14 protein-coding genes are annotated in these 18,670 nt (G+C 71.6%); 10 read left to right on the forward strand and 4 right to left on the reverse strand.

The window, feature by feature from the left end; all coding sequences use genetic code 11:
- Window positions 1–164: 164 nt before the first annotated feature.
- Window positions 165–428, reverse strand: coding sequence for a WhiB family transcriptional regulator (locus AMK11_RS19960; protein ID WP_003975777.1), 264 nt, complete (start codon window positions 426–428; stop codon window positions 165–167).
- A 706-nt stretch (window positions 429–1,134) separates the two neighbouring features.
- On the opposite strand from AMK11_RS19960, the gene AMK11_RS19970 reads away from it, so the two are divergent.
- Genes AMK11_RS19970 through AMK11_RS19985 form a run of 4 tightly spaced genes read left to right on the forward strand, consistent with a single transcriptional unit; the run spans window position 1,135 to window position 5,012 of the window.
- Window positions 1,135–1,650, forward strand: coding sequence for a cysteine dioxygenase (locus AMK11_RS19970; RefSeq protein WP_073729122.1), 516 nt, complete (start codon window positions 1,135–1,137; stop codon window positions 1,648–1,650).
- 33 nt (window positions 1,651–1,683) lie between these two features.
- The gene (gene cofD / locus AMK11_RS19975) at window positions 1,684–2,643 is read left to right on the forward strand and encodes a 2-phospho-L-lactate transferase (RefSeq protein ID WP_073729124.1); all 960 of its coding nucleotides are present in this window, start codon (window positions 1,684–1,686) and stop codon (window positions 2,641–2,643) included.
- Entirely contained in the window at window positions 2,640–3,947 is a 1,308-nt protein-coding gene (locus AMK11_RS19980) for a coenzyme F420-0:L-glutamate ligase (RefSeq protein ID WP_073729126.1), read from the forward strand. Before cofD ends, AMK11_RS19980 begins: the two co-directional genes overlap by 4 nt.
- Before the next feature lie 60 nt (window positions 3,948–4,007).
- Window positions 4,008–5,012 carry a DNA-3-methyladenine glycosylase family protein gene (locus AMK11_RS19985; protein ID WP_073729128.1) on the forward strand — a complete coding sequence of 335 codons (1,005 nt, stop codon included), beginning with the start codon at window positions 4,008–4,010 and terminating at the stop codon, window positions 5,010–5,012.
- 284 nt (window positions 5,013–5,296) lie between these two features.
- On the opposite strand, the gene AMK11_RS19990 is transcribed toward AMK11_RS19985, so the two are convergent.
- Together AMK11_RS19990 and AMK11_RS19995 are read right to left on the reverse strand one after the other, a co-directional pair.
- Window positions 5,297–6,379: a nucleotidyltransferase family protein gene (locus AMK11_RS19990; RefSeq protein ID WP_073729130.1), complete on the reverse strand. Its 1,083-nt coding sequence runs from the start codon at window positions 6,377–6,379 to the stop codon at window positions 5,297–5,299.
- A 103-nt stretch (window positions 6,380–6,482) separates the two neighbouring features.
- Window positions 6,483–7,766: an N-acetylmuramoyl-L-alanine amidase gene (locus AMK11_RS19995; RefSeq protein ID WP_073729132.1), complete on the reverse strand. Its 1,284-nt coding sequence runs from the start codon at window positions 7,764–7,766 to the stop codon at window positions 6,483–6,485.
- A 139-nt stretch (window positions 7,767–7,905) separates the two neighbouring features.
- Here AMK11_RS19995 and AMK11_RS20000 point away from each other — a divergent pair, with 139 nt between their 5' ends.
- The 6 genes from AMK11_RS20000 (at window position 7,906) to AMK11_RS20025 (ending at window position 17,492) form a co-directional block, all read left to right on the forward strand.
- On the forward strand, window positions 7,906–8,670 hold the full coding sequence (locus AMK11_RS20000) for a TIGR03089 family protein (protein WP_073729134.1): 765 nt from the start codon (window positions 7,906–7,908) through the stop codon (window positions 8,668–8,670).
- A 239-nt stretch (window positions 8,671–8,909) separates the two neighbouring features.
- Complete coding sequence (locus tag AMK11_RS20005; RefSeq protein WP_107429712.1) at window positions 8,910–10,139, forward strand: LCP family protein; 1,230 nt, start codon at window positions 8,910–8,912, stop codon at window positions 10,137–10,139.
- A 228-nt stretch (window positions 10,140–10,367) separates the two neighbouring features.
- On the forward strand, window positions 10,368–12,077 hold the full coding sequence (locus AMK11_RS20010; protein ID WP_073729138.1) for an LCP family protein: 1,710 nt from the start codon (window positions 10,368–10,370) through the stop codon (window positions 12,075–12,077).
- A 140-nt stretch (window positions 12,078–12,217) separates the two neighbouring features.
- Complete coding sequence (locus AMK11_RS20015) at window positions 12,218–13,837, forward strand: LCP family protein (protein ID WP_198941416.1); 1,620 nt, start codon at window positions 12,218–12,220, stop codon at window positions 13,835–13,837.
- Between the two features lie 206 nt (window positions 13,838–14,043).
- Complete coding sequence (locus tag AMK11_RS20020; RefSeq protein WP_073729140.1) at window positions 14,044–15,801, forward strand: LCP family protein; 1,758 nt, start codon at window positions 14,044–14,046, stop codon at window positions 15,799–15,801.
- 77 nt (window positions 15,802–15,878) lie between these two features.
- The gene (locus AMK11_RS20025; RefSeq protein ID WP_073729142.1) at window positions 15,879–17,492 is read left to right on the forward strand and encodes an LCP family protein; all 1,614 of its coding nucleotides are present in this window, start codon (window positions 15,879–15,881) and stop codon (window positions 17,490–17,492) included.
- 6 nt (window positions 17,493–17,498) lie between these two features.
- Here AMK11_RS20025 and AMK11_RS20030 read toward each other — a convergent pair whose 3' ends face one another.
- Window positions 17,499–18,545, reverse strand: coding sequence for a glycosyltransferase family 2 protein (locus AMK11_RS20030; protein WP_073729144.1), 1,047 nt, complete (start codon window positions 18,543–18,545; stop codon window positions 17,499–17,501).
- Window positions 18,546–18,670: the final 125 nt, after the last annotated feature.

Genomic DNA, 18,670 nt, shown 5'->3' on the forward strand with positions numbered 1-18,670 from the left:
GGTACGGGCCCCGGTTCGGTGGACTGCGGTGGACGCCCGTGCCTGTTGGGGGCGGCGGGGCGTCTCGGACGAGCGCCCACACTATCGGCTGGGCAGAAGGACGGCCCGCCGCCTGTGGACAACCCACCTGCGAGGGGCCGTTGCCGCAGCTTCCCGCCGTCGCGTCAGACGGCGGCCTTCTTCAGCCGGCGGCGCTCCCGCTCGCTGAGACCGCCCCAGATGCCGAAACGCTCGTCGTTGGCGAGGGCGTACTCGAGGCACTCGGAGCGGACCTCACAGGCGAGGCAGACCTTCTTGGCCTCTCTGGTGGAGCCGCCCTTCTCGGGGAAGAAGGACTCGGGGTCGGTCTGGGCGCACAGTGCGCGCTCCTGCCAGCCGAGCTCCTCGTCCGCGTCGTCGACCAGCAGTTGCTGCACCAGCTCGGTCATGTGCGCCCCTCGTCTGTCTTTCGCGTCCCCGTGATCCAGCCGTTATCGATTCCGGCTGAACGACACGAGTGAAATTACAAGTGTGCTGCTCCGGGCGAGTCAAGCCGGGATCTGCTATTGGGCCCCTTATTCACTCTGCGGAACCAAGGCCATGCGGAAAGTGTTCAAATCGGCATAAACCTCGACATACCAACGAGGCCCACCGGGGCACCCGCCCCGAGCGGAGTCCGCACCAGGGAGGACGCCCGGGCGTTCGATCCCGTTCCGATACACACGCCGAAGCGAAGCTGATCACATTCGGATCACGGGATCGCAACGGGGGTTGTGCGCCCGGCTTGTGCGCCATGTGTCCTGGAAGCCGCCTGAGCAAACCTTTCACCTGCCAGATGAACCGGATGAGGTGAAACATGTCCCACATAACGGGCATCGAGTTGACAGTGCCGGTGTGAACCGCTGTCCTTGTGGGCATGCTCGCGAACTTGGCGCTCACCTCGACCCGCACCGCCGGGTCCCACGGTGCTGCCCACGCTCGCCGCAGCTGTTGTTGCTGTTCCGGCTGTTGAGCCCCACCGCGCTCCGGCCGTCGCCCGGGTCCACGCGACCCGTGCCCGTCTCTCCCCGCCCCACCAGGGCGCACCGAGCCACCCCGCGACTCCCCTTTCTCCTGTTCTCCTCCTGACTCTCCCGCCGAGGACCCACCCCACCCATGAACAGCGACAGCGACCTCCAGATCGCCGGCGACATCCTCGAAGTCCCCCACCTCCTCCAGACACCGCGCGAGCACCCGGCCACCGTCGCCGAGTTCGCCGGCCTGGTCCGCTCCCTGGCCGCCGACCGGTCCGCGTGGCGGGACCTGGTCCGGTACGACGCGACGACGCGCTGGTACCACCGGCTGCGCACCGGCCCCGGCTACGAGGTCTGGCTCCTGTCCTGGCTGCCCGGCCAGGGCAGCGGACGCCACGACCACGGCCCCTCCTCAGGTGTGTGGACCGTTCTGGAGGGAGCCCTCACCGAGCGCACGGAACGCGGCACGCGCGCGTTGCGACCGGGGACGCAGAAGGTCTTCGCCCCGGGACACGTGCACGAGGTGGTCAACGACGCGCTGGAGCCGGCGGTCAGCCTGCACGTCTACTTCCCGGGGCTGACCGAGATGCCCATGCACTCCCCTCAGTGCTCGGCCACCGCGCGGAACACGGACACGGGCGCCGTGACGACTGCCTGACGCACTGTCGTACCCGCCTGCAAGACTGGGGCCATGCGCATTGTGGTTCTGGCAGGCGGCATCGGCGGTGCCCGGTTCCTGCGTGGTCTGAAGCAGGCCGCGCCGGACGCGGACATCACGGTCATCGGCAACACCGGGGACGACATCCACCTCTTCGGGCTGAAGGTCTGCCCGGACCTCGACACGGTGATGTACACGCTCGGCGGCGGCATCAACGAGGAGCAGGGCTGGGGACGGACCGACGAGACCTTCCACCTGAAGGAGGAGCTCGCGGCGTACGGTGCCGGGCCCGAGTGGTTCGGCCTGGGCGACCGCGACTTCGCCACGCACATCGTGCGGACACAGATGATCACCGCCGGGTTCCCGCTGAGCGCGGTGACCGAGGCCCTGTGCGACCGCTGGAAGCCCGGCGTACGCCTGATCCCGATGACCGACGACCGCGTGGAGACCCACGTCGCGGTCGAGCTGGACGGCGAACGCAAGGCGGTCCACTTCCAGGAGTACTGGGTACGGCTGCGGGCCTCCGTCCCCGCCGAGGCGGTCGTCCCCGTCGGCGCCGAGCAGTCGAAGCCGGCCCCCGGCGTGCTGGAGGCCATCGCGGAGGCGGACGTCATCCTCTTCCCGCCCTCCAACCCGGTCGTCTCGGTCGGCACGATCCTCGCCGTGCCCGGCATCCGGGAGGCGATCGCCGACGCCGGGGTGCCGGTGGTGGGCCTCTCCCCGATCGTCGGGGACGCGCCCGTGCGCGGGATGGCCGACAAGGTCCTCGCGGCGGTCGGCGTGGAGTCCACCGCCGCCGCGGTCGCCGAGCACTACGGCTCGGGGCTGCTCGACGGCTGGCTCGTCGACACGGTCGACGCGGAGTCCGTCACGCGCGTGAAGGCGGCCGGCATCCTGTGCCGCGCCGTCCCGCTGATGATGACCGACCTCGACGCGACCGCGCGGATGGCCCGGGAGGCGCTGACGCTGGCGGAGGAGGTGCGCGAGGCATGAGCGACGGCGCTTCCGGCTACCGGGTGTGGGCCGTCCCCGGCCTGCCCGAGGTGGCACCCGGCGACGACCTGGCCAAGCTGATCGCGGCGGCCGAGCCCGCCCTCGCCGACGGGGACGTGCTGCTCGTCACCTCCAAGATCGTCTCCAAGGCCGAGGGCCGGATCGTCCAGGCCGCCGACCGGGAGGCCGCGATCGACGCGGAGACGGTACGGGTGGTGGCCCGGCGCGGCACCCTGCGCATCGTGGAGAACCGCCAGGGTCTGGTCATGGCCGCGGCCGGGGTGGACGCCTCCAACACCCCCTCCGGCACGGTCCTGCTGCTCCCCGAGGACCCGGACGCCTCCGCCCGCACCGTCCGCGAGGGCCTGCGCGACGTGCTCGGCGTCGATGTCGGCGTGATCGTCACGGACACCGTCGGCCGCCCCTGGCGGTCCGGCCTCACGGACGTGGCGATCGGCGCCGCCGGCGTCCGCGTCCTGGACGACCTGCGCGGCGGCACCGACACGCACGGCAATCCGCTCAGCGCCACGATCGTCGCCACCGCCGACGAGCTCGCCGCCGCGGGCGACCTGGCCAAGGGCAAGGCCTCGGGCCTGCCGGTCGCCGTCGTACGCGGCCTTCCCCACACGACCTCCGAGGACGACGGCGAGGGCGCCCGCGCGCTGGTCCGCGGCGCACGCGACGACATGTTCCGGCTGGGCACCTCCGAGGCGGTCCGGCAGGCGGTCACCCAGCGCCGCACCGTACGGGCCTTCACCGACGAGCCCGTCGACCCCGGCGCCGTGCGCCGCGCGGTGGCGGCGGCGGTGACGGCACCGGCCCCGCACCACACGACGCCGTGGCGTTTCGTACTCCTGGAGTCCCCGGACTCCCGCACCCGCCTGCTGGACGCGATGCGCGACGCCTGGATCGCGGACCTGCGCCGGGACGGCAAGACCGAGGAATCCATCGCCAAGCGGATCCGCCGCGGCGACGTCCTGCGCGACGCCCCCTACCTCGTCGTCCCCTGCCTGGTCATGGACGGCTCGCACACCTACGGGGACGAGCGGCGCGACGGGGCCGAGCGGGAGATGTTCGTGGTCGCCACCGGCGCGGGCGTGCAGAACCTGCTGGTCGCGCTCGCCGGGGAGCGGCTGGGCTCGGCCTGGGTGTCCTCGACGATGTTCTGCAGAAGCGTCGTACGGGAGGTGCTGGGACTGCCGGACGACTGGGACCCGATGGGCGCGGTCGCCGTCGGTCACCCCGCCGGGGAGCCGAAGGCGCGGCCCGAGCGGGACGCGGGGTCGTTCATCGAGGTGCGGTGAGCCGGCCGGCCGAGCCTCTACCCTCGTAGAGACTCCCTCTCCCTCCCAAGGACCTCACCAGTGGCAGGACGTTTCGCTCCCCGCCCCACGCGCACCACGGTGCGCGGCGGGGAGACCGTCGTACCCCCGGCCGCCGTGCCCCGGCAGGCCGCCGCACCGGGCAAGGTACGGGTGTGGGTGCCGGACGGGCCGCTGGAGCTGGGGCTGGTCCTCGGACCGCTGCGGCGCGGGCCGGGCGACCCGACGTTCCACACGATGCCGGACGGGTCGGTGTGGCGCGCCAGCCGGACACCCGCCGGTCCGGGCACCCTGCGGATCACCGCGCGCGGCGGCGAGGTGCGGGGCGAGGCCTGGGGACCGGGAGCGGAATGGCTGCTGGACCGGCTGCCGCGGCTCCTGGGCGCCGATGACGACCCGTCCTCGTTCGTGCCGCGGCACAGACTGCTGGCGCACACCGCGCACCGGCGTCCGGGGCTGCGGCTGACGCGGACCGGGCTGGTCCTGGAATCGCTGATCCCCTCGATCCTGGAGCAGAAGGTCACGACGCTGGAGGCGTACCAGGCGTGGCGGCTGCTCGTACGGAAGTACGGTGAGCCGGCACCGGGGCCCGCGCCCGGGCGGATGTACGTCATGCCGGCGGCGCGGACGTGGGCGCTGATCCCGTCCTGGGAGTGGCATCTGGCCGGCGTCGACAACAAGCGGGCGTCGACGATCCTGCGGGCGGTGCGGGTCGCCGCGCGGCTCGAGGAGGCGGCCGGGATGGAGCCGGCGGACGCGCAGGAGCGGCTGGAGATCGTGTCCGGGATCGGTCCGTGGACGTCCGCGGAGACCGTGCAGCGCAGTCACGGCGCGCCGGACGCGGTGACGGTGGGGGACCTGCACCTGCCGGGGATCGTGGGGTTCGCGCTGGGCGGGGACCGGTACGCGGACGACTCCGTCATGCTGCGGCTGCTGGAGCCGTATGCCGGGCAGCGGCATCGGGCGGCTCGGCTGGTGCTGCTGAGCGGGCGGGTGCCGGGGCGGCGGGCGCCGCGGATGGCTCCGCGGGGGATTGAGCGGTTGTGACGGTGGGGGTCGGCGTGTCAGGTGGGACGCGTGGGCCGGCGTTTCCTGCACGCCCGCGTGGGTGTGGGCGTCGGGGGTGGGTGCGCGGCCCGGCGTAGCGGGGTGCCGCTGCGCCCACCCGTGCCGCCCCAGCGGCACGACTGCCCGCAGCTGGGCGGGATGGCGCGTCCGCGCCGTTCAGCCCCGTAGCCGACCGATTCCGCACCGTTCCGAGGACGGACACTCCCCGGCGCGGCCCCGACCCACAGACAACCGAACGCGCTACCCGCACCACCGCCGGAGGCCTACGTGTCGGACGAGAAGCGCAGAGCCGCCGGCGGGATGTGGGCGTCGCACCAGATGCGGGCGCCGGAGCGGAGTTCGTTGTCGGCGCCGATGACCGCGCCGTCGCCGATGACCGTGTCCGTGAGGACCGAACGCGTGCCGACGCGGGCGCGGGTGCCGATGAGCGAGTCGGTGATGACCGCGCCGGGTTCGATGACCGCGCCCGGAAGGATCGTGCTGCCGAAGACGCGCGCCCCCTCGGCCACGAAGGCACCCTCACCGACCACCGTCCCGCCGGCCAGCTTGGCGTCGGGTGCGACGCGTGCCGTGGGCAGGACCAGGCGGTCCCCGCAGCGGCCCGGTATCGCCGGGGACGGGGCGCGGCCCAGTACCAGGTCCGCCGAGCCGCGTACGAAGGCCGCCGGCGTGCCGAGGTCCAGCCAGTACGTGGAGTCGACCATGCCCTGGAGGTGCGCTCCGGTGGCGAGGAGTTCCGGGAAGGTCTCGCGCTCGACAGAGACGGGGCGGCCCGCCGGGATCGTGTCGATGACCGAGCGCCGGAAGACGTACGCGCCCGCGTTGATCTGGTCGGTGACGATCTCCTCGGGGGTCTGGGGCTTCTCCAGGAAGGCCAGCACCCGGCCCGTGTCGTCCGTCGGGACCAGCCCGTACGCCCTCGGGTCGGTCACCTTCGTCAGGTGCAGGGAGACGTCAGCCCCCGTCGTCTCGTGCGTGCGCACCAGCGCCCCGATGTCCAGGCCCGTCAGGATGTCGCCGTTGAAGATCAGCACCGGCTCCTCGGGGCCGGAGTGCAGCCGGGACGCCACGTTGCGGATCGCGCCGCCGGTGCCGAGCGGCTCCTCCTCGGTGACGTACTCGAGGTGGAGTCCCAGGGCCGAGCCGTCGCCGAAGTACGGCTCGAAGACCTCGGCCAGATAGCTCGTCGCGAGGACGATGTGCTCGACGCCCGCGGCCTTGGCCCGCGCCAGCTGGTGCGTGAGGAACGGCACCCCCGCCGCCCGGACCATGGGCTTGGGCGTGTGCACCGTCAGCGGCCGCAGCCGCGTGCCCTTGCCGCCGACCAGGAGGATCGCTTCTGTCACCGTCGTCTCTGCTTCCTGCCGGGACCGGCCGAACTGTCTTTCGGCCGGCCAGTGTATGCAGACCGTTCCTCGGCGCCGTCGGTGGTCGTGCGGTGTGCCGCCCTCAGCGGCCCTGGTACTTCGCCGCCGTCGAGCGGGCCGTGCCGAGCTTGCCGTAGAGCTTTTTGCCGGGGCAGCTCGTGGCGAAGCCGTCACGGTGCCCGGAGATGACGTTGAGTCGTACGTTCTTGCCTTTTCGGTAGAGATTGCCACCACCGGACTTCAGGTATGTCTTTCCGCGCGGATTCATGCCGGAGAGCCCGAGCTTCCACGCGGTGAGCCGGGCGACCGCCTTCACGGCGGCCGATGACGGCTTCTTGGAGCTGTAGGTGCCGAGTACGGCGATGCCCATGCTGTTGGAGTTGAAGCCGTAGGTGTGCGCTCCGAGGACGGCCTTGCTCACTCCCCCGGCCCGTCCCTCGTAGATCTTTCCGCACTTGTCGATGAGGAAGTTGTAGCCGAGGTCGCGCCAGCCCATGCTGTTGACGTGGTAGCGGTAGATACTGCGAATGACTGACGGGGCCTGCGAGCAGCGGTAGTTGTTGCCGGTGGCCGAGTGGTGCACGAAGGCCGCCTTCACCTTCTTCGTGTACACGTACTTCTTCTCGCGCAGCTTCTCGTCGGCGCCCCAGCCGCGGCGGGTGGTGATGCTGGGGCGGGGGCCGGTGTACGGCTTGGCCCGCTGCCGCTCCGCCGGGATCTCGTGGGCCCCGAGCGGGGCGAGGCCGGCGACGGCGGTGGTCCGAGGGCCGTCCTCCGGGGCGGGCGGGGCGCCCTCGCCGGGGTCGACGAGTTCGAGGCGCATGCCGGTGGGCAGCGCGAAGGCCGTGGGCCGGGCGGGTCCGGTGGTGTGCGAGGCGGTTCGGGCGGCCCCCGGCGCGCTGTCGGCCCGCACCCGGACCTCCACGCCGTCGGACTCGCCCACCCACAGCGGTGCGGTGGCGCCGCGGACGCGGCCCGAGGTGCTCTCGGGGGTGCCGGGGTCGGCGGCGTGGTCGGCGTTGTGGGTCTCCAGCTCCTGCCAGGCGGACCAGACGCCGGTGGCCGCTGCGCGGGTGCGGACCTGGACCTGGCCGTGCAGTTCGGTGGCCGGGTCGTCCCAGACGATGCCGACCAGTGAGAAGTGCGGTACGTCCCGGCGGGGGACGCCCTGTTCGGCCGCGCCGGGGGCGCGGTCCCCGCCGAGGGGGGCCAGGGGCAGCGACTGGGTGCTGCCGGGGACGTACGCCCCGGCCGGCGCCGCTCCTCGGTTCGCGGGGGTGGTTGCCGCCGACGCGGGCGGGGTGAGCGGGAGGGCCAGGGCCGCCGCGCACGTGACACCGATCGAGGAAGCAAGGAATCCACGCATGCAAGCGATCGTGGTCATTCATGTACAAATCTGTCCAATGGTGAACTGACGGGCCGTAGGGCGTTTTCGCCCGATCCGGTGGCGGTGCGGTACGCCGTACGCTCGGTGCGCGGGGGCGGGCCCGCGTACCCTTGCGCGGATGAACGCGACCGATCGCACCCCTGCCGACCTGCTGAGTTCCGCGCTCGCCGCGGACCCGGGACGCCCGCTCGTGACCTTCTACGACGACGCCACCGGCGAACGCGTCGAACTGTCCGTGGCCACCTTCGCCAATTGGGTGGCCAAGACCGCGAACCTGCTCCAGGACGAACTGTCCGTCGAACCCGGCGACCGGGTCGCGTTGCTGCTGCCCGCGCACTGGCAGACGGCGGTGTGGCTGCTGGCGTGCGCGTCGGTGGGTGTGGTCGCCGACGTGGCGGGCGACGCCGCGGCGGCGGATGTCGTGGTGAGCGGGCCCGACCCTCAGTCGCTGGAGGCGGCGCGGGCGTGCTCCGGTCCGCGGATCGCGCTGGCGCTGCGGCCGCTCGGCGGGCGGTTCGCGCCGGCCGCGCCGGAGGGCTTCGCCGATTACGCGGTGGAGGTGCCGGGGCAGGGGGACCGGTTCGTGCCGTACGTGCCGGTGGATCCGGAGGCGCCCGCGCTGATCGTGGCCGGGCGGGAGTTCAGCGGGGCGGAGGTCGTGGAGCGGGCTCGGGCTGAGGCGTCGGGGCTGGGGCTCACGGGGCCGGGGGCGCGGATTCTGTCGGGGTTGCCGTACGACACGTGGGAGGGGTTGAGCGCGGGGTTGTACGGGCCGTTGGCGAGTGGGGGGTCGGTGGTGTTGTGCCGGCATCTGGAGCGGGCGGGGGACGGGGTGCTGGATCAGCGGATCGAGGCGGAGCGGGTTTCGGCCACGGCTCGGTGAGGTGCCCGCCGGGGGTTGGCGCCGAGGTGAGGTGGGTGCGTGTCCGGCGTTGAGCGGGCACCGGCGTGGGTGTGGACGCGGGATGGGTCGCGTGGCCCGGCGCTAACGGGGTGCCGCCTGCGCCCACCCGTGCCGCCCCAGGCGGCACGAATGCCCGCAGGCTGGGTGGGTGGGTAAAGGGACATGGCCCGTGCCCCGTTCGGCGTAGCCCCGTTCCGTCTCTCGCGTCCGCTCGGGTCATGGTCGTAGGAGCGCACGTGTGCGGGACGGAGGGAGACGTGAGCGACGACGACGGTGGTCCCGGGGCCGGTGCGGGGGCGTCCGCGACCGGGGACGGGCTGCGGCGGCGGCGTCGGAGGCGGCGGCTGGGGTGGGCCGGGGCCGGGGTCGCCGTGCTGACCGTCGGCGCCGTGGGGGCCGGATGGGCCGTCTACGCCAAGCTGAGCGGCAACATCACCGCCGACGAGGCGGCGGCGGCCGAGCTCGCCCGGTACGAGAAGGAGCGGCCCACCGCGCTGGTCCGCGGCGCGCAGAACGTCCTGGTGATCGGGTCGGACACCCGCTCAGGCGAGGGCAACGCCCGTTACGGGCGCAACGACGGGACCGAGCGGTCGGACACCACGATCCTGCTGCACCTGGCCGCGGGCCGGGACAGCGCCACCGCCGTCTCCCTCCCCCGCGACCTGATGGTGGACGTGCCCGGCTGCCGCCGCTCGGACGGGAAGCGTTCGGAACCCGTGTTCGCCCAGTTCAACTACGCCTACGAGGTGGGCGGTTCGGCGTGCACGATCCGGACGGTCGAGAAGCTGACCGGCATCCGGATCGACCACCACGTGGTCGTCGACTTCCATGGCTTCAAGGAGATGGTCGACGCGCTCGACGGCGTCGAGGTGTGCCTGCGCGAGCCGGTGAACGACGAGGCCGCCGAACTGCGGCTGCCGGCGGGCCGGGTGACGCTCGACGGGGAGCAGGCCCTCGGCTACGTCCGGGCCCGCAAGTCGCTCGGTGACGGCAGCGACACCGACCGGATGGACCGGCAGCAGCGTTTTCTGGGCGCCCTCGTCAACAAGGTGCAGAGCAATGGCGTACTGCTGAATCCCGTGAAGCTGTATCCCGTTCTGGACGCGGCCACTTCCTCACTCACGACGGATCCGGATCTGGCGAGTCTGCGTGGCCTGTACGACCTCGTACGAGGGCTCCGCGACATTCCCACCGGACGCGTGCAATTCCTGACCGTGCCGCGGGAGTCGTACGCGGGTGACGCCAATCGCGACCAACTCGTGGAGCCGGACGCGGAGGAGCTGTTCACCCGCCTTCGGACCGACCAGCCCGTGGCGGTCGCGGCGGGGACCGACGGGGAGGCATCGCCCGGCCCCCGGGAGCCAGAAGAATCCGGAGAATCCGGAACCGGCAATTCCCCGGCGCCGACGTTCAGCGGCAACACCGCCGCCGAAGACGTCTGCGAGTAAAAGTGGCACGGAAGTGCGGACAGTTGTCCAATAAATGCGCCGGAATGCCCAGTTGTAAGGGCCGTGGAATGTGTCACGGGCGTCGCCCGGTGAGGAACCGTGAGGCTAATGTGATCGGGCCGGTGTGCCCGGCCACGAGGTGATGCCCGGGGCCGCGCACTCAGTGAGCCAGTCCGGGCGCCTTGAGGGGAGGGCGCCGCGTGGCCCCGACGGAGGATTCGGACAACCGTGGACGCGCAAGGCCGTGGGCGGGCGGAAGACATAGACCCCGCAGACCAGTGGGTACTCAACCCGCACACCGGTGAATACGAACTGCGACCACCCCCTTCCGCACCGCAGTCGAGAATCCCGGGCCCCCGCACCGCCGCCCCCGCTCCCCCGTCCGCCCCGGACCGCGAGGTCCCCCCTCCCCGCCGGCGCCGCTCGGCGCCCGAGGAGCCGCCGCCCGGGCGGCGGGGACGGCGGCGCCCGGCGAAGAAGAAGTCCAAGGGCAAGAAAATCCTCTTGTGGACCGTCGGCACCATGGCGTTCGTGGTCCTCGCCGCGGGCACGGCCGGGTACCTCTACCTGCAACACCTCAACGACAACATCCAGTCGCTCCCCGACGACGGCGCCGGCACCGGAGGCTTCCGCAAGGACGAGGCGATCAACATCCTGCTGATCGGCACCGACAAGCGCACCGGCGCGGGCAACAAGGGCTACGGCGACGCGGGCAGCGCCGGGCACGCCGACACCACGATCCTGCTGCACGTCGCCGAGGACCGCTCCAACGCCACCGCGCTCAGCATCCCCCGCGACCTGATCGTCGACATCCCCGACTGCCCCACCACGCAGGAGGACGGGACGATGGAGGTCATCCCCGGCTCCACCGGCGTCCGCTTCAACAACAGCCTCGGCCAGAACGGCCGTACGCCCAGCTGCACCATGCGCACCGTCACCGAACTGACGGGCGTCACGCCCGACAACTTCATGGTGGCCGACTTCAACGCGGTCAAGACGCTGACCTCGGCGGTCGGCGGGGTCGAAGTGTGCCTGGCGAAGGACATCAACGACCCCGACTCGCACCTGAACCTGCCGAAGGGCAAGCACACCATCAAGGGCGAGGACGCCCTGGCCTTCGTCCGCACCCGGCACTCCGTCGGCTTCGGCGGCGACCTGAGCCGCATCGAGATCCAGCAGCAGTTCCTCAGCTCGCTGATGCGCAAGCTCAAGTCCAACGACACCCTCACCAGCCCCACGAAGATGGTGAAACTGGCCGAGGCCGCGACCGAGGCACTGACCGTCGACTCCAAGCTGGACAGCATCGGCAAGCTGAAGGACCTCGGGCTGGAGCTGGGCAAGCTCAACACCAAGAACCTGACCTTCGCCACGGTGCCGGTGCGCGACAACCCCGCCGAGACGGTCAAGGCGACGGTCGTCCTCCAGGAGGGGCCCGCCCAGCAGGTCTTCGACATGATCAAGAACGACGTCTCCTTCACCGAGGTCAAGAAGAAGGAGTCCGAGAAGGAGAAGAAGGAGAAGGCCGCCGCCGCGGCCCGCCTGGAGGGCGCGAAGTCCGACCCCTCCGAGATCCGCGTCCGCATCCTCAACGGCGGCGCCCCCGGCGGCAGCGCCTCGCAGGAACTGCGCTACCTCCAGAACGAGGCCGGCGTCACCAAGTCCGAGAACGCGGGCAACGCCGACACCGAGATCGCCAAGACCACCCTCGAGTACGCCCCCGACCAGGCCGACCAGGCCCGCGCCCTCGCCGAGATCCTCGGCCTGTCCGGCGCCGCCATGAAGCCCGGCGAGAGCGTCACCAACGCCCAGGGCCTGCCCACCATGACCCTCACCCTCGGCAAGGACTTCAAGGAAGCCGGAGCGAAGCTCAACGCGCCGGCCGAGGTCCCCGAGGGCGCCAAGAAGTCCACGGCGGACAAGGTCGAGTGCGCGAAGTGACCTGACGGGCCCCGCGCGCGTCTGACAGTACGACAGTCCGTCGGCGCCGCCGTACAGCCAACGGGGCACCTCGTACGTCCAACTGTGCGAACGGAGCGGGCACGAGGCACGTTCGCGGGGACGAGGGTGGGAAGAGGGACATGACGCAGAGCAGTGTGCACGGGGAGCGGACACGACCGGGTGCCGCCCCGGGCGGCGACGGGGACTCCGGAGACGGCCCCGGCCCGGGCAGGCGGGCCGGGAGGCGTCGTTCCGGGCGCCGGCACCGCGCGCTGCGATGGTCCGCGACAGTCCTCTCGGTGCTGATACTCGGCACGGCCGGCGCCGGATACCTCTACTACGAGCACCTGAACGGAAACATCCAGAAGGGCGAGCGCAGCAGCGGCGACTCCAAGGCGGACAAGCCCGAGCCGAACGCGGCCGGGCAGACGCCCCTGAACATCCTGCTGATCGGCTCCGACAGCCGCGCCTCCGACGCCAACGTGGCCCTGGGGGGCGGCAGGAACCACCGCGACAACCCGCCCCTGGGCGACGTGCAGATGCTCATCCACCTGTCCGCGGACCGCAAGAGCGCCGCCGTGGTGAGCATCCCCCGGGACACCAGGGTCGACATCCCCGCGTGCACGGACCCGAAGACCGGCGAGAAGTACCCGGCGACCAACGCCATCATCAACGAGTCCCTGGGCCGCGGCGGCGCCGGCTGCACCCTGGCCACCTGGGAGAACCTCACCGGCGTCTACATCGACCACTGGATGACGATCGACTTCGCGGGCGTGGTGGCGATGGCGGACGCCGTCGGCGGCGTCGAGGTCTGCGTCAACCAGAACGTGTGGGACCGCCCGCTGCCCGCCGTGCCCGGGGGTTCCGGGCTGAAGATGACGAAGGGCTCGCACAAGGTCAAGGGCGAGGAAGCGCTCCAGTGGCTGCGCACCCGGCACGCCTGGGGCAGCGACCTGCTGCGTGCCCGTGCGCAGCACATGTACATGAACTCGATGATCCGCACCCTGAAGGGGCAGAACATCTTCACCGACACCGGCCGGCTGATGGACCTGGCCGAGGCCGCCACGAAGTCCCTGACGGTGTCCCAGGAGATCGGCACGGTCAAGGAGCTCTACGACCTGGGCATGCAGCTCAAGACCGTCCCCACGGACCGCATCACCATGACCACGATGCCCACCGTCGAGGACCCTCAGGACAAGAACCACCTGCTCCCGGCCGGTGACGCCGAGAAGATGTGGACGATGCTCCGCGAGGACGTGTCCTTCGACGACAAGGGCGGCGAGGGCGGCAAGGACTCAGGAGACAAGGACACGGACTCCGTCGCCGAGAAGGACCCGGCCGCGCCCGATGCCGAGATCGGCGTCCTCGTACAGAACGCCACCCGCTCCGCCACCCTCGGCCCGGTCGGCGGCCGGGCGAGTGCGGTCGCCGAGGTGCTGGCGCGCAAGGGGTTCGCCAAGGCCGCCACGGACACGTCGGCCGCCCTCGCCGAGGAGAAGACCGTGGTCCGCCACCCGGGCCCGGAGACGGCGGGGGACGCGCGGCGCGTGGCCGAGGCACTGGGCATCCCGGCGAGTTCCGTGCGCACCTCCGCGGACGTGTCGGGGATCACGCTCGTGGTGGGGGCCGACTGGCGCTCCGGCACCTCGTACCCGCGACAGGAGAAGCCCGAGGCCGGAGACCTGCCGGACAACAGCGACGCCCTCAACGGCTCGGACACCGGTAAGTGCATGGACGTGTACGCGCCCTACCGATGGTAGGAACTCAGGAAAATAGGAGGGATTTGCCCGCTTGTAGGGACGGCGGGCGCGCCACCGGAGTAGTTCCACGCCGAACTGGGCGGATAGTGTGAGCGCTCCAGTGCCCCCGCCGCGAGGTCCGCCCTGGCGTCGTGCACATGTTGACCCTTTATCGTGCGCCTTCCGGCAGAAGGTGCCGCGTGGCCCCTACGGAGGATTGGGAGACCGTGGACGCGCAAGGACGTGGGCGGGCAGACGACGTCGACCCCGCAGACCAGTGGGTACTGAATCCGCGCACCGGTGAATACGAACTGCGACTGCCCCCTTCCGCACCGCAGTCACCCGTGCCGGGACCTCGCAGGCCTGCCCCCCGCGACAGCGGCACCCCCTCCCCCGACGACGGCGGAACCACCGGCACGGCGAGCCGTACGGCCACGCCCGGCCGGGAGGTCCCGCCCCAGCGGCGACGCCGTTCGGCCCCCGAGGAGCCCGCCCCCGGGCGGCGCGGACGCCGCCCGGCGAAGAAGAAGTCGAAGGGCAGGAAGGCTCTGCTGTGGGGCGGCGGCGGCACCGCGTTCGTCGTCCTCGCGGCCGGCGTCGGCGGCTACCTCTACCTCAAGCACCTAGAGGGCAACGTCACGACGACGGACGTGGGCAGCGCCGGAAGCAGCAGCTTCAAGAAGGACGAAGCCTTCAACATCCTCATCATCGGCACCGACAAGCGCACCGGCGCGGGCAACGAGGGCTACGGCGACGCGGGCAGCGTCGGCCACGCCGACACCACGATCCTGCTGCACGTCGCCGAGGACCGCTCCAACGCCACCGCGCTCAGCATCCCGCGCGACCTGATCGTCGACATCCCCGACTGCGAGACCACGCAGGAGGACGGCTCGACGGAGATCGTTCCCGGGCAGCAGAACGTCCGCTTCAACCGGAGCCTGGGCGAGGGCGGCCGGAACGCGGGCTGCACCATGCGCACGGTGAAGGAAGCGACGGGCATCAAGCCCGACCACTTCATGATGGCCGACTTCAACGCGGTCAAGACGCTCACCACCGCAGTGGACGGCGTCGAGGTCTGCGTGGAGCACGCCGTCGACGACCCGAAGTCCCACCTCCAGCTGCCCGCAGGCGAGTCCAAGGTGGAGGGCGAGGACGCGCTCGCCTTCGTCCGCACCCGGCACGCCTTCGGCAACGAGGGCGACCTGGACCGCATCAAGGTGCAGCAGCAGTTCCTGGGCTCGCTGATGCGGAAAATGTCCTCCAGCGACACCCTCACCAGCCCCACCAAGCTGGTGAAGCTCGCCGAGGCCGCCACCAAGGCGCTGACGGTGGACAAGCCCATCGGCAACGTGGGCACGCTCAAGGACATCGCCCTGGAGCTGAAGAAGGTGCCGACGAAGAACATCACCTTCATGACGGTGCCGGTGATCGACAACCCGGACGAGCCGAAGCCGGTGACGGTCGTCCTCAAGCCGGGCACCGCCGAACAGGTCTTCAACACGATCCGCAACGACATCTCCTTCACCGAGGTCGAGAAGAAGGAGAAGGCGGAGAAGAAGAAGGAGGCCGCCGCCGTCGCCGCCCGGCTGGAGGGCGCGAAGTCCGACCCCTCCGAGATCCGCGTCCGCATCCTCAACGGCGGCGCCCCCGGCGGCAGCGCCTCGCAGGAACTGCGCTACCTCCAGAACGAGGCCGGCGTCACCAAGTCCGAGAACGCGGGCAACGCCGACGCCGAGATCGCCAAGACCACCCTCGAGTACGCCCCCGACCAGGCCGACCAGGCCCGCGCCCTCGCCGAGATCCTCGGCCTGTCCGGCGCCGCCATGAAGCCCGGCGAGAGCGTCACCAACGCCCAGGGCCTGCCCACCATGACCCTCACCCTCGGCAAGGACTTCAAGGGCGCCGGGGTGAAGCTCGACGCCACGTCCGTCGAGACGCCGGACGTGGACAAGACCACGGCCGACCAGAAGCTGTGCGCCAGTTGACCTGACGGGCCCGCCGTTCGTCTCACAGGGCGGCGACGGGCCCGCGCGACGGCGCGGGGGTGGGAGGGGACGCGGAAGTGACGCGAAGCAGTGTGCAGGGGGAGGAAACGCGGCAGGGTGCGCCGGACGCCGCCGAGCGGTCCGGGGCAGCCGTCGACGAGGCCGGTGACGGGGGCGGCGACGCGGCCGGCAGACGCCGCGGGGGCCGGGGCCGACGGGTGCTGCGCTGGACGGCGCTGACACTCGCCGTGCTCATAGTGGGCACGGCGGGCGCCGGTTACCTCTATTACGAGCACCTCAACAGCAACATCAAGAAGGACCCGCTGAACCTGGGCGACAACAAGGTCGCCGCGCCGACGCCGAACGCGGCCGGGCAGACCCCGCTGAACATCCTCGTGATCGGCTCCGACGCCCGGGACAGCGAGGAGAACCAGCAACTGGGCGGCGCCCGGGAGACGTTCGGCTCGACGCCGCTGGCGGACGTGCAGATGCTGGTGCACCTGTCCGCCGACCGCAGCAACATGTCGGTCGTCAGCATGCCCCGCGACACCCTCGTACAGATTCCCAAGTGCACCGACCCGGACGACGGGAAGGTCTACCCGGCGAGCGAGGGCCGGACGATGACTAACCGGAGCCTCGGCCACGGCGGCCCCGGCTGCACGGTCGCCACCTGGCAGGAGCTCACCGGCATCCACATCGACCACTTCATCATGGTCGACTTCGCGGGCGTGGTGTCGATGGCGGACGCCGTCGGCGGCGTCCCGGTCTGCGTGGACGCCAACATCCACTCGCGCGACAGCAAGGGCCACGGCTCCGGACTGAAGCTGGAGAAGGGCACCCACCCGGTCAAGGGCGAGCAGGCCCTGCAGTGGCTGCGCACCCGCTACGGCTTCGAGGACGGCAGCGACCTCGCCCGGGCCAAGGCCCAGCACATGTACCTGAACTCGCTGGTCCGCACGCTGCGCGAGAACGCCACCCTGAGCAGCCCGAACAAGCTGCGCAGGCTCGCCGAGGAGGCCACCCGGGCACTGACCGTCGACCCGGGCCTGGACACCGTCAAGAAGCTGTACGACCTCAGCAACGAACTGCGCGGGGTGGAGCCGGAGCGCATCACCATGACCACGATGCCCAACCGCTACGTGGGCGCCCGCGTGGAGCCCACCGAGGACGCCGAGAAGCTGTTCCGGCTGGTGCGTGAGGACATCGCCCTGGACGGCAAGGACACGAAGAAGAAGGAGCCCTCACAGGCGCCGAAGGAACCGGCCGACCCCGCCGCACCCGACGACGAGATCGCGGTCCAGGTCCGCAACGGCACCCGCACCGACACCCTCGCGGCGGCCCGCGGACGCGCGAACACGATCGCCGGGCTGCTGGTGGAGCAGGGCTTCGACCAGGCCGTCGCCGACCCTTCGGTGCTGCCCAGCGAGGACCGCACCATCGTCCGCTACCCGAGTGCCGACCTGGAGGGCGACGCGCGGCGGGTCGCCAAGTCCCTGGGCATCCCAGCGAGTTCGGTGCAGCGGTCGACCGACGTCTCGGGCGTCACCCTCGTCGTCGGCGCCGACTGGCGCGAGGGCACGGCGTACGAGGCGCCCGAGGCCGACAACACGACCCCGGAGTCGGCCGAGGCGCTCAACGGCGCGGACGACAGCGCCTGCATGCACGTGAACCCGGCGTTCACCTGGTCCTGACGGACGTCACCGCGTCCCGGCGGTGTCCGCGTCCGGCTGGACCGCCGGGCGCCGCGAGGCGATGACCTTCCTGGCCAGCGACTTGGGGCTGGTCAGGAAGCCCCAGCCCCAGGACATGTGCATGGTCGCCAGCGCCACCGGGATCTGCGCCCGCGCCTTCACCCCGAGCCCCTTGCCGGCCGGGAGCGACCCGGCGACGATCGCGGCCAGGTAGCCGCCGGGGACGACGAAGCCCCACGGCGTCAGCGCCGCGCCCACCACGGCACCGGCGGCGATCGCGCACACGGCGGCCGGCGGGGCGAGGTAGCGCAGGTTGATGGAACCGGCGTGGTAGCGGGCGACGACGTGCCGCCAGCGGCCGTAGTCCTTGTACTGCTTGGCCAGTGCCCGCACGGTCGGGCGGGGCCGGTAGGAGACCCGCAGCTCGGGCGAGAACCAGATCAGACCGCCGGCCTCGCGGATGCGGAAGTTCAGCTCCCAGTCCTGGGCGCGGATGAACTCCTCGTTGTACCCGCCCTGCTGCTCCAGCGCCTCGCGGCGGAACACACCCAGGTACACCGTCTCGGCCGGGGCGGCCTCGCCGCCCGTGTGGAAGGCGGCGTTGCCCACGCCGATCTTCGACGTCATCGCGGCGGCGACGGCGTCCTCCCAGGCGTTCTCACCCTCGGCGTGCATGATGCCGCCCACGTTCTGCGCGCCGGTCTCCTCCAGGAGCCGTACGGCCGTGGCGATGTAGTTCGGCGACAGCATGCCGTGGCCGTCGACGCGCACGACGACCGGGTGCCGGGACGCCTTGATCGCGGCGTTCAGCGCGGCGGGGGTGCGGCCGGTGGGGTTGGGCACGGTGTGGACGCGGGGGTCCTCGGCGACGAGTTCGGCGGCGATCTCGTCCGTGCGGTCCGTCGAGGGACCGAGGGCGATCACGACCTCCATCTCGCCGGCGTACTCCTGGGCGAGGATGGCGCGAACGGAACCGCGCAGGTGCCGCTCCTCGTTGAGAACCGGCATGATCACGGAAACGGCGGGCAGCCGCACGTCGGACTTGGCGTTCATCGGTGCTCACGTTACCGCGAACGGGGGACACGGGTGCGCGCCGCGGGGGCCGCAGCCCCGGGCCGCAGATCGTATGGGCCTACGGTGCTCACGGATCGCAAGCCCGGCCGCACGGCCCGTCCCCG

Origin of the sequence: Streptomyces sp. CB02414 (assembly GCF_001905385.1) — a bacterium.
Lineage (GTDB): Bacteria > Actinomycetota > Actinomycetes > Streptomycetales > Streptomycetaceae > Streptomyces.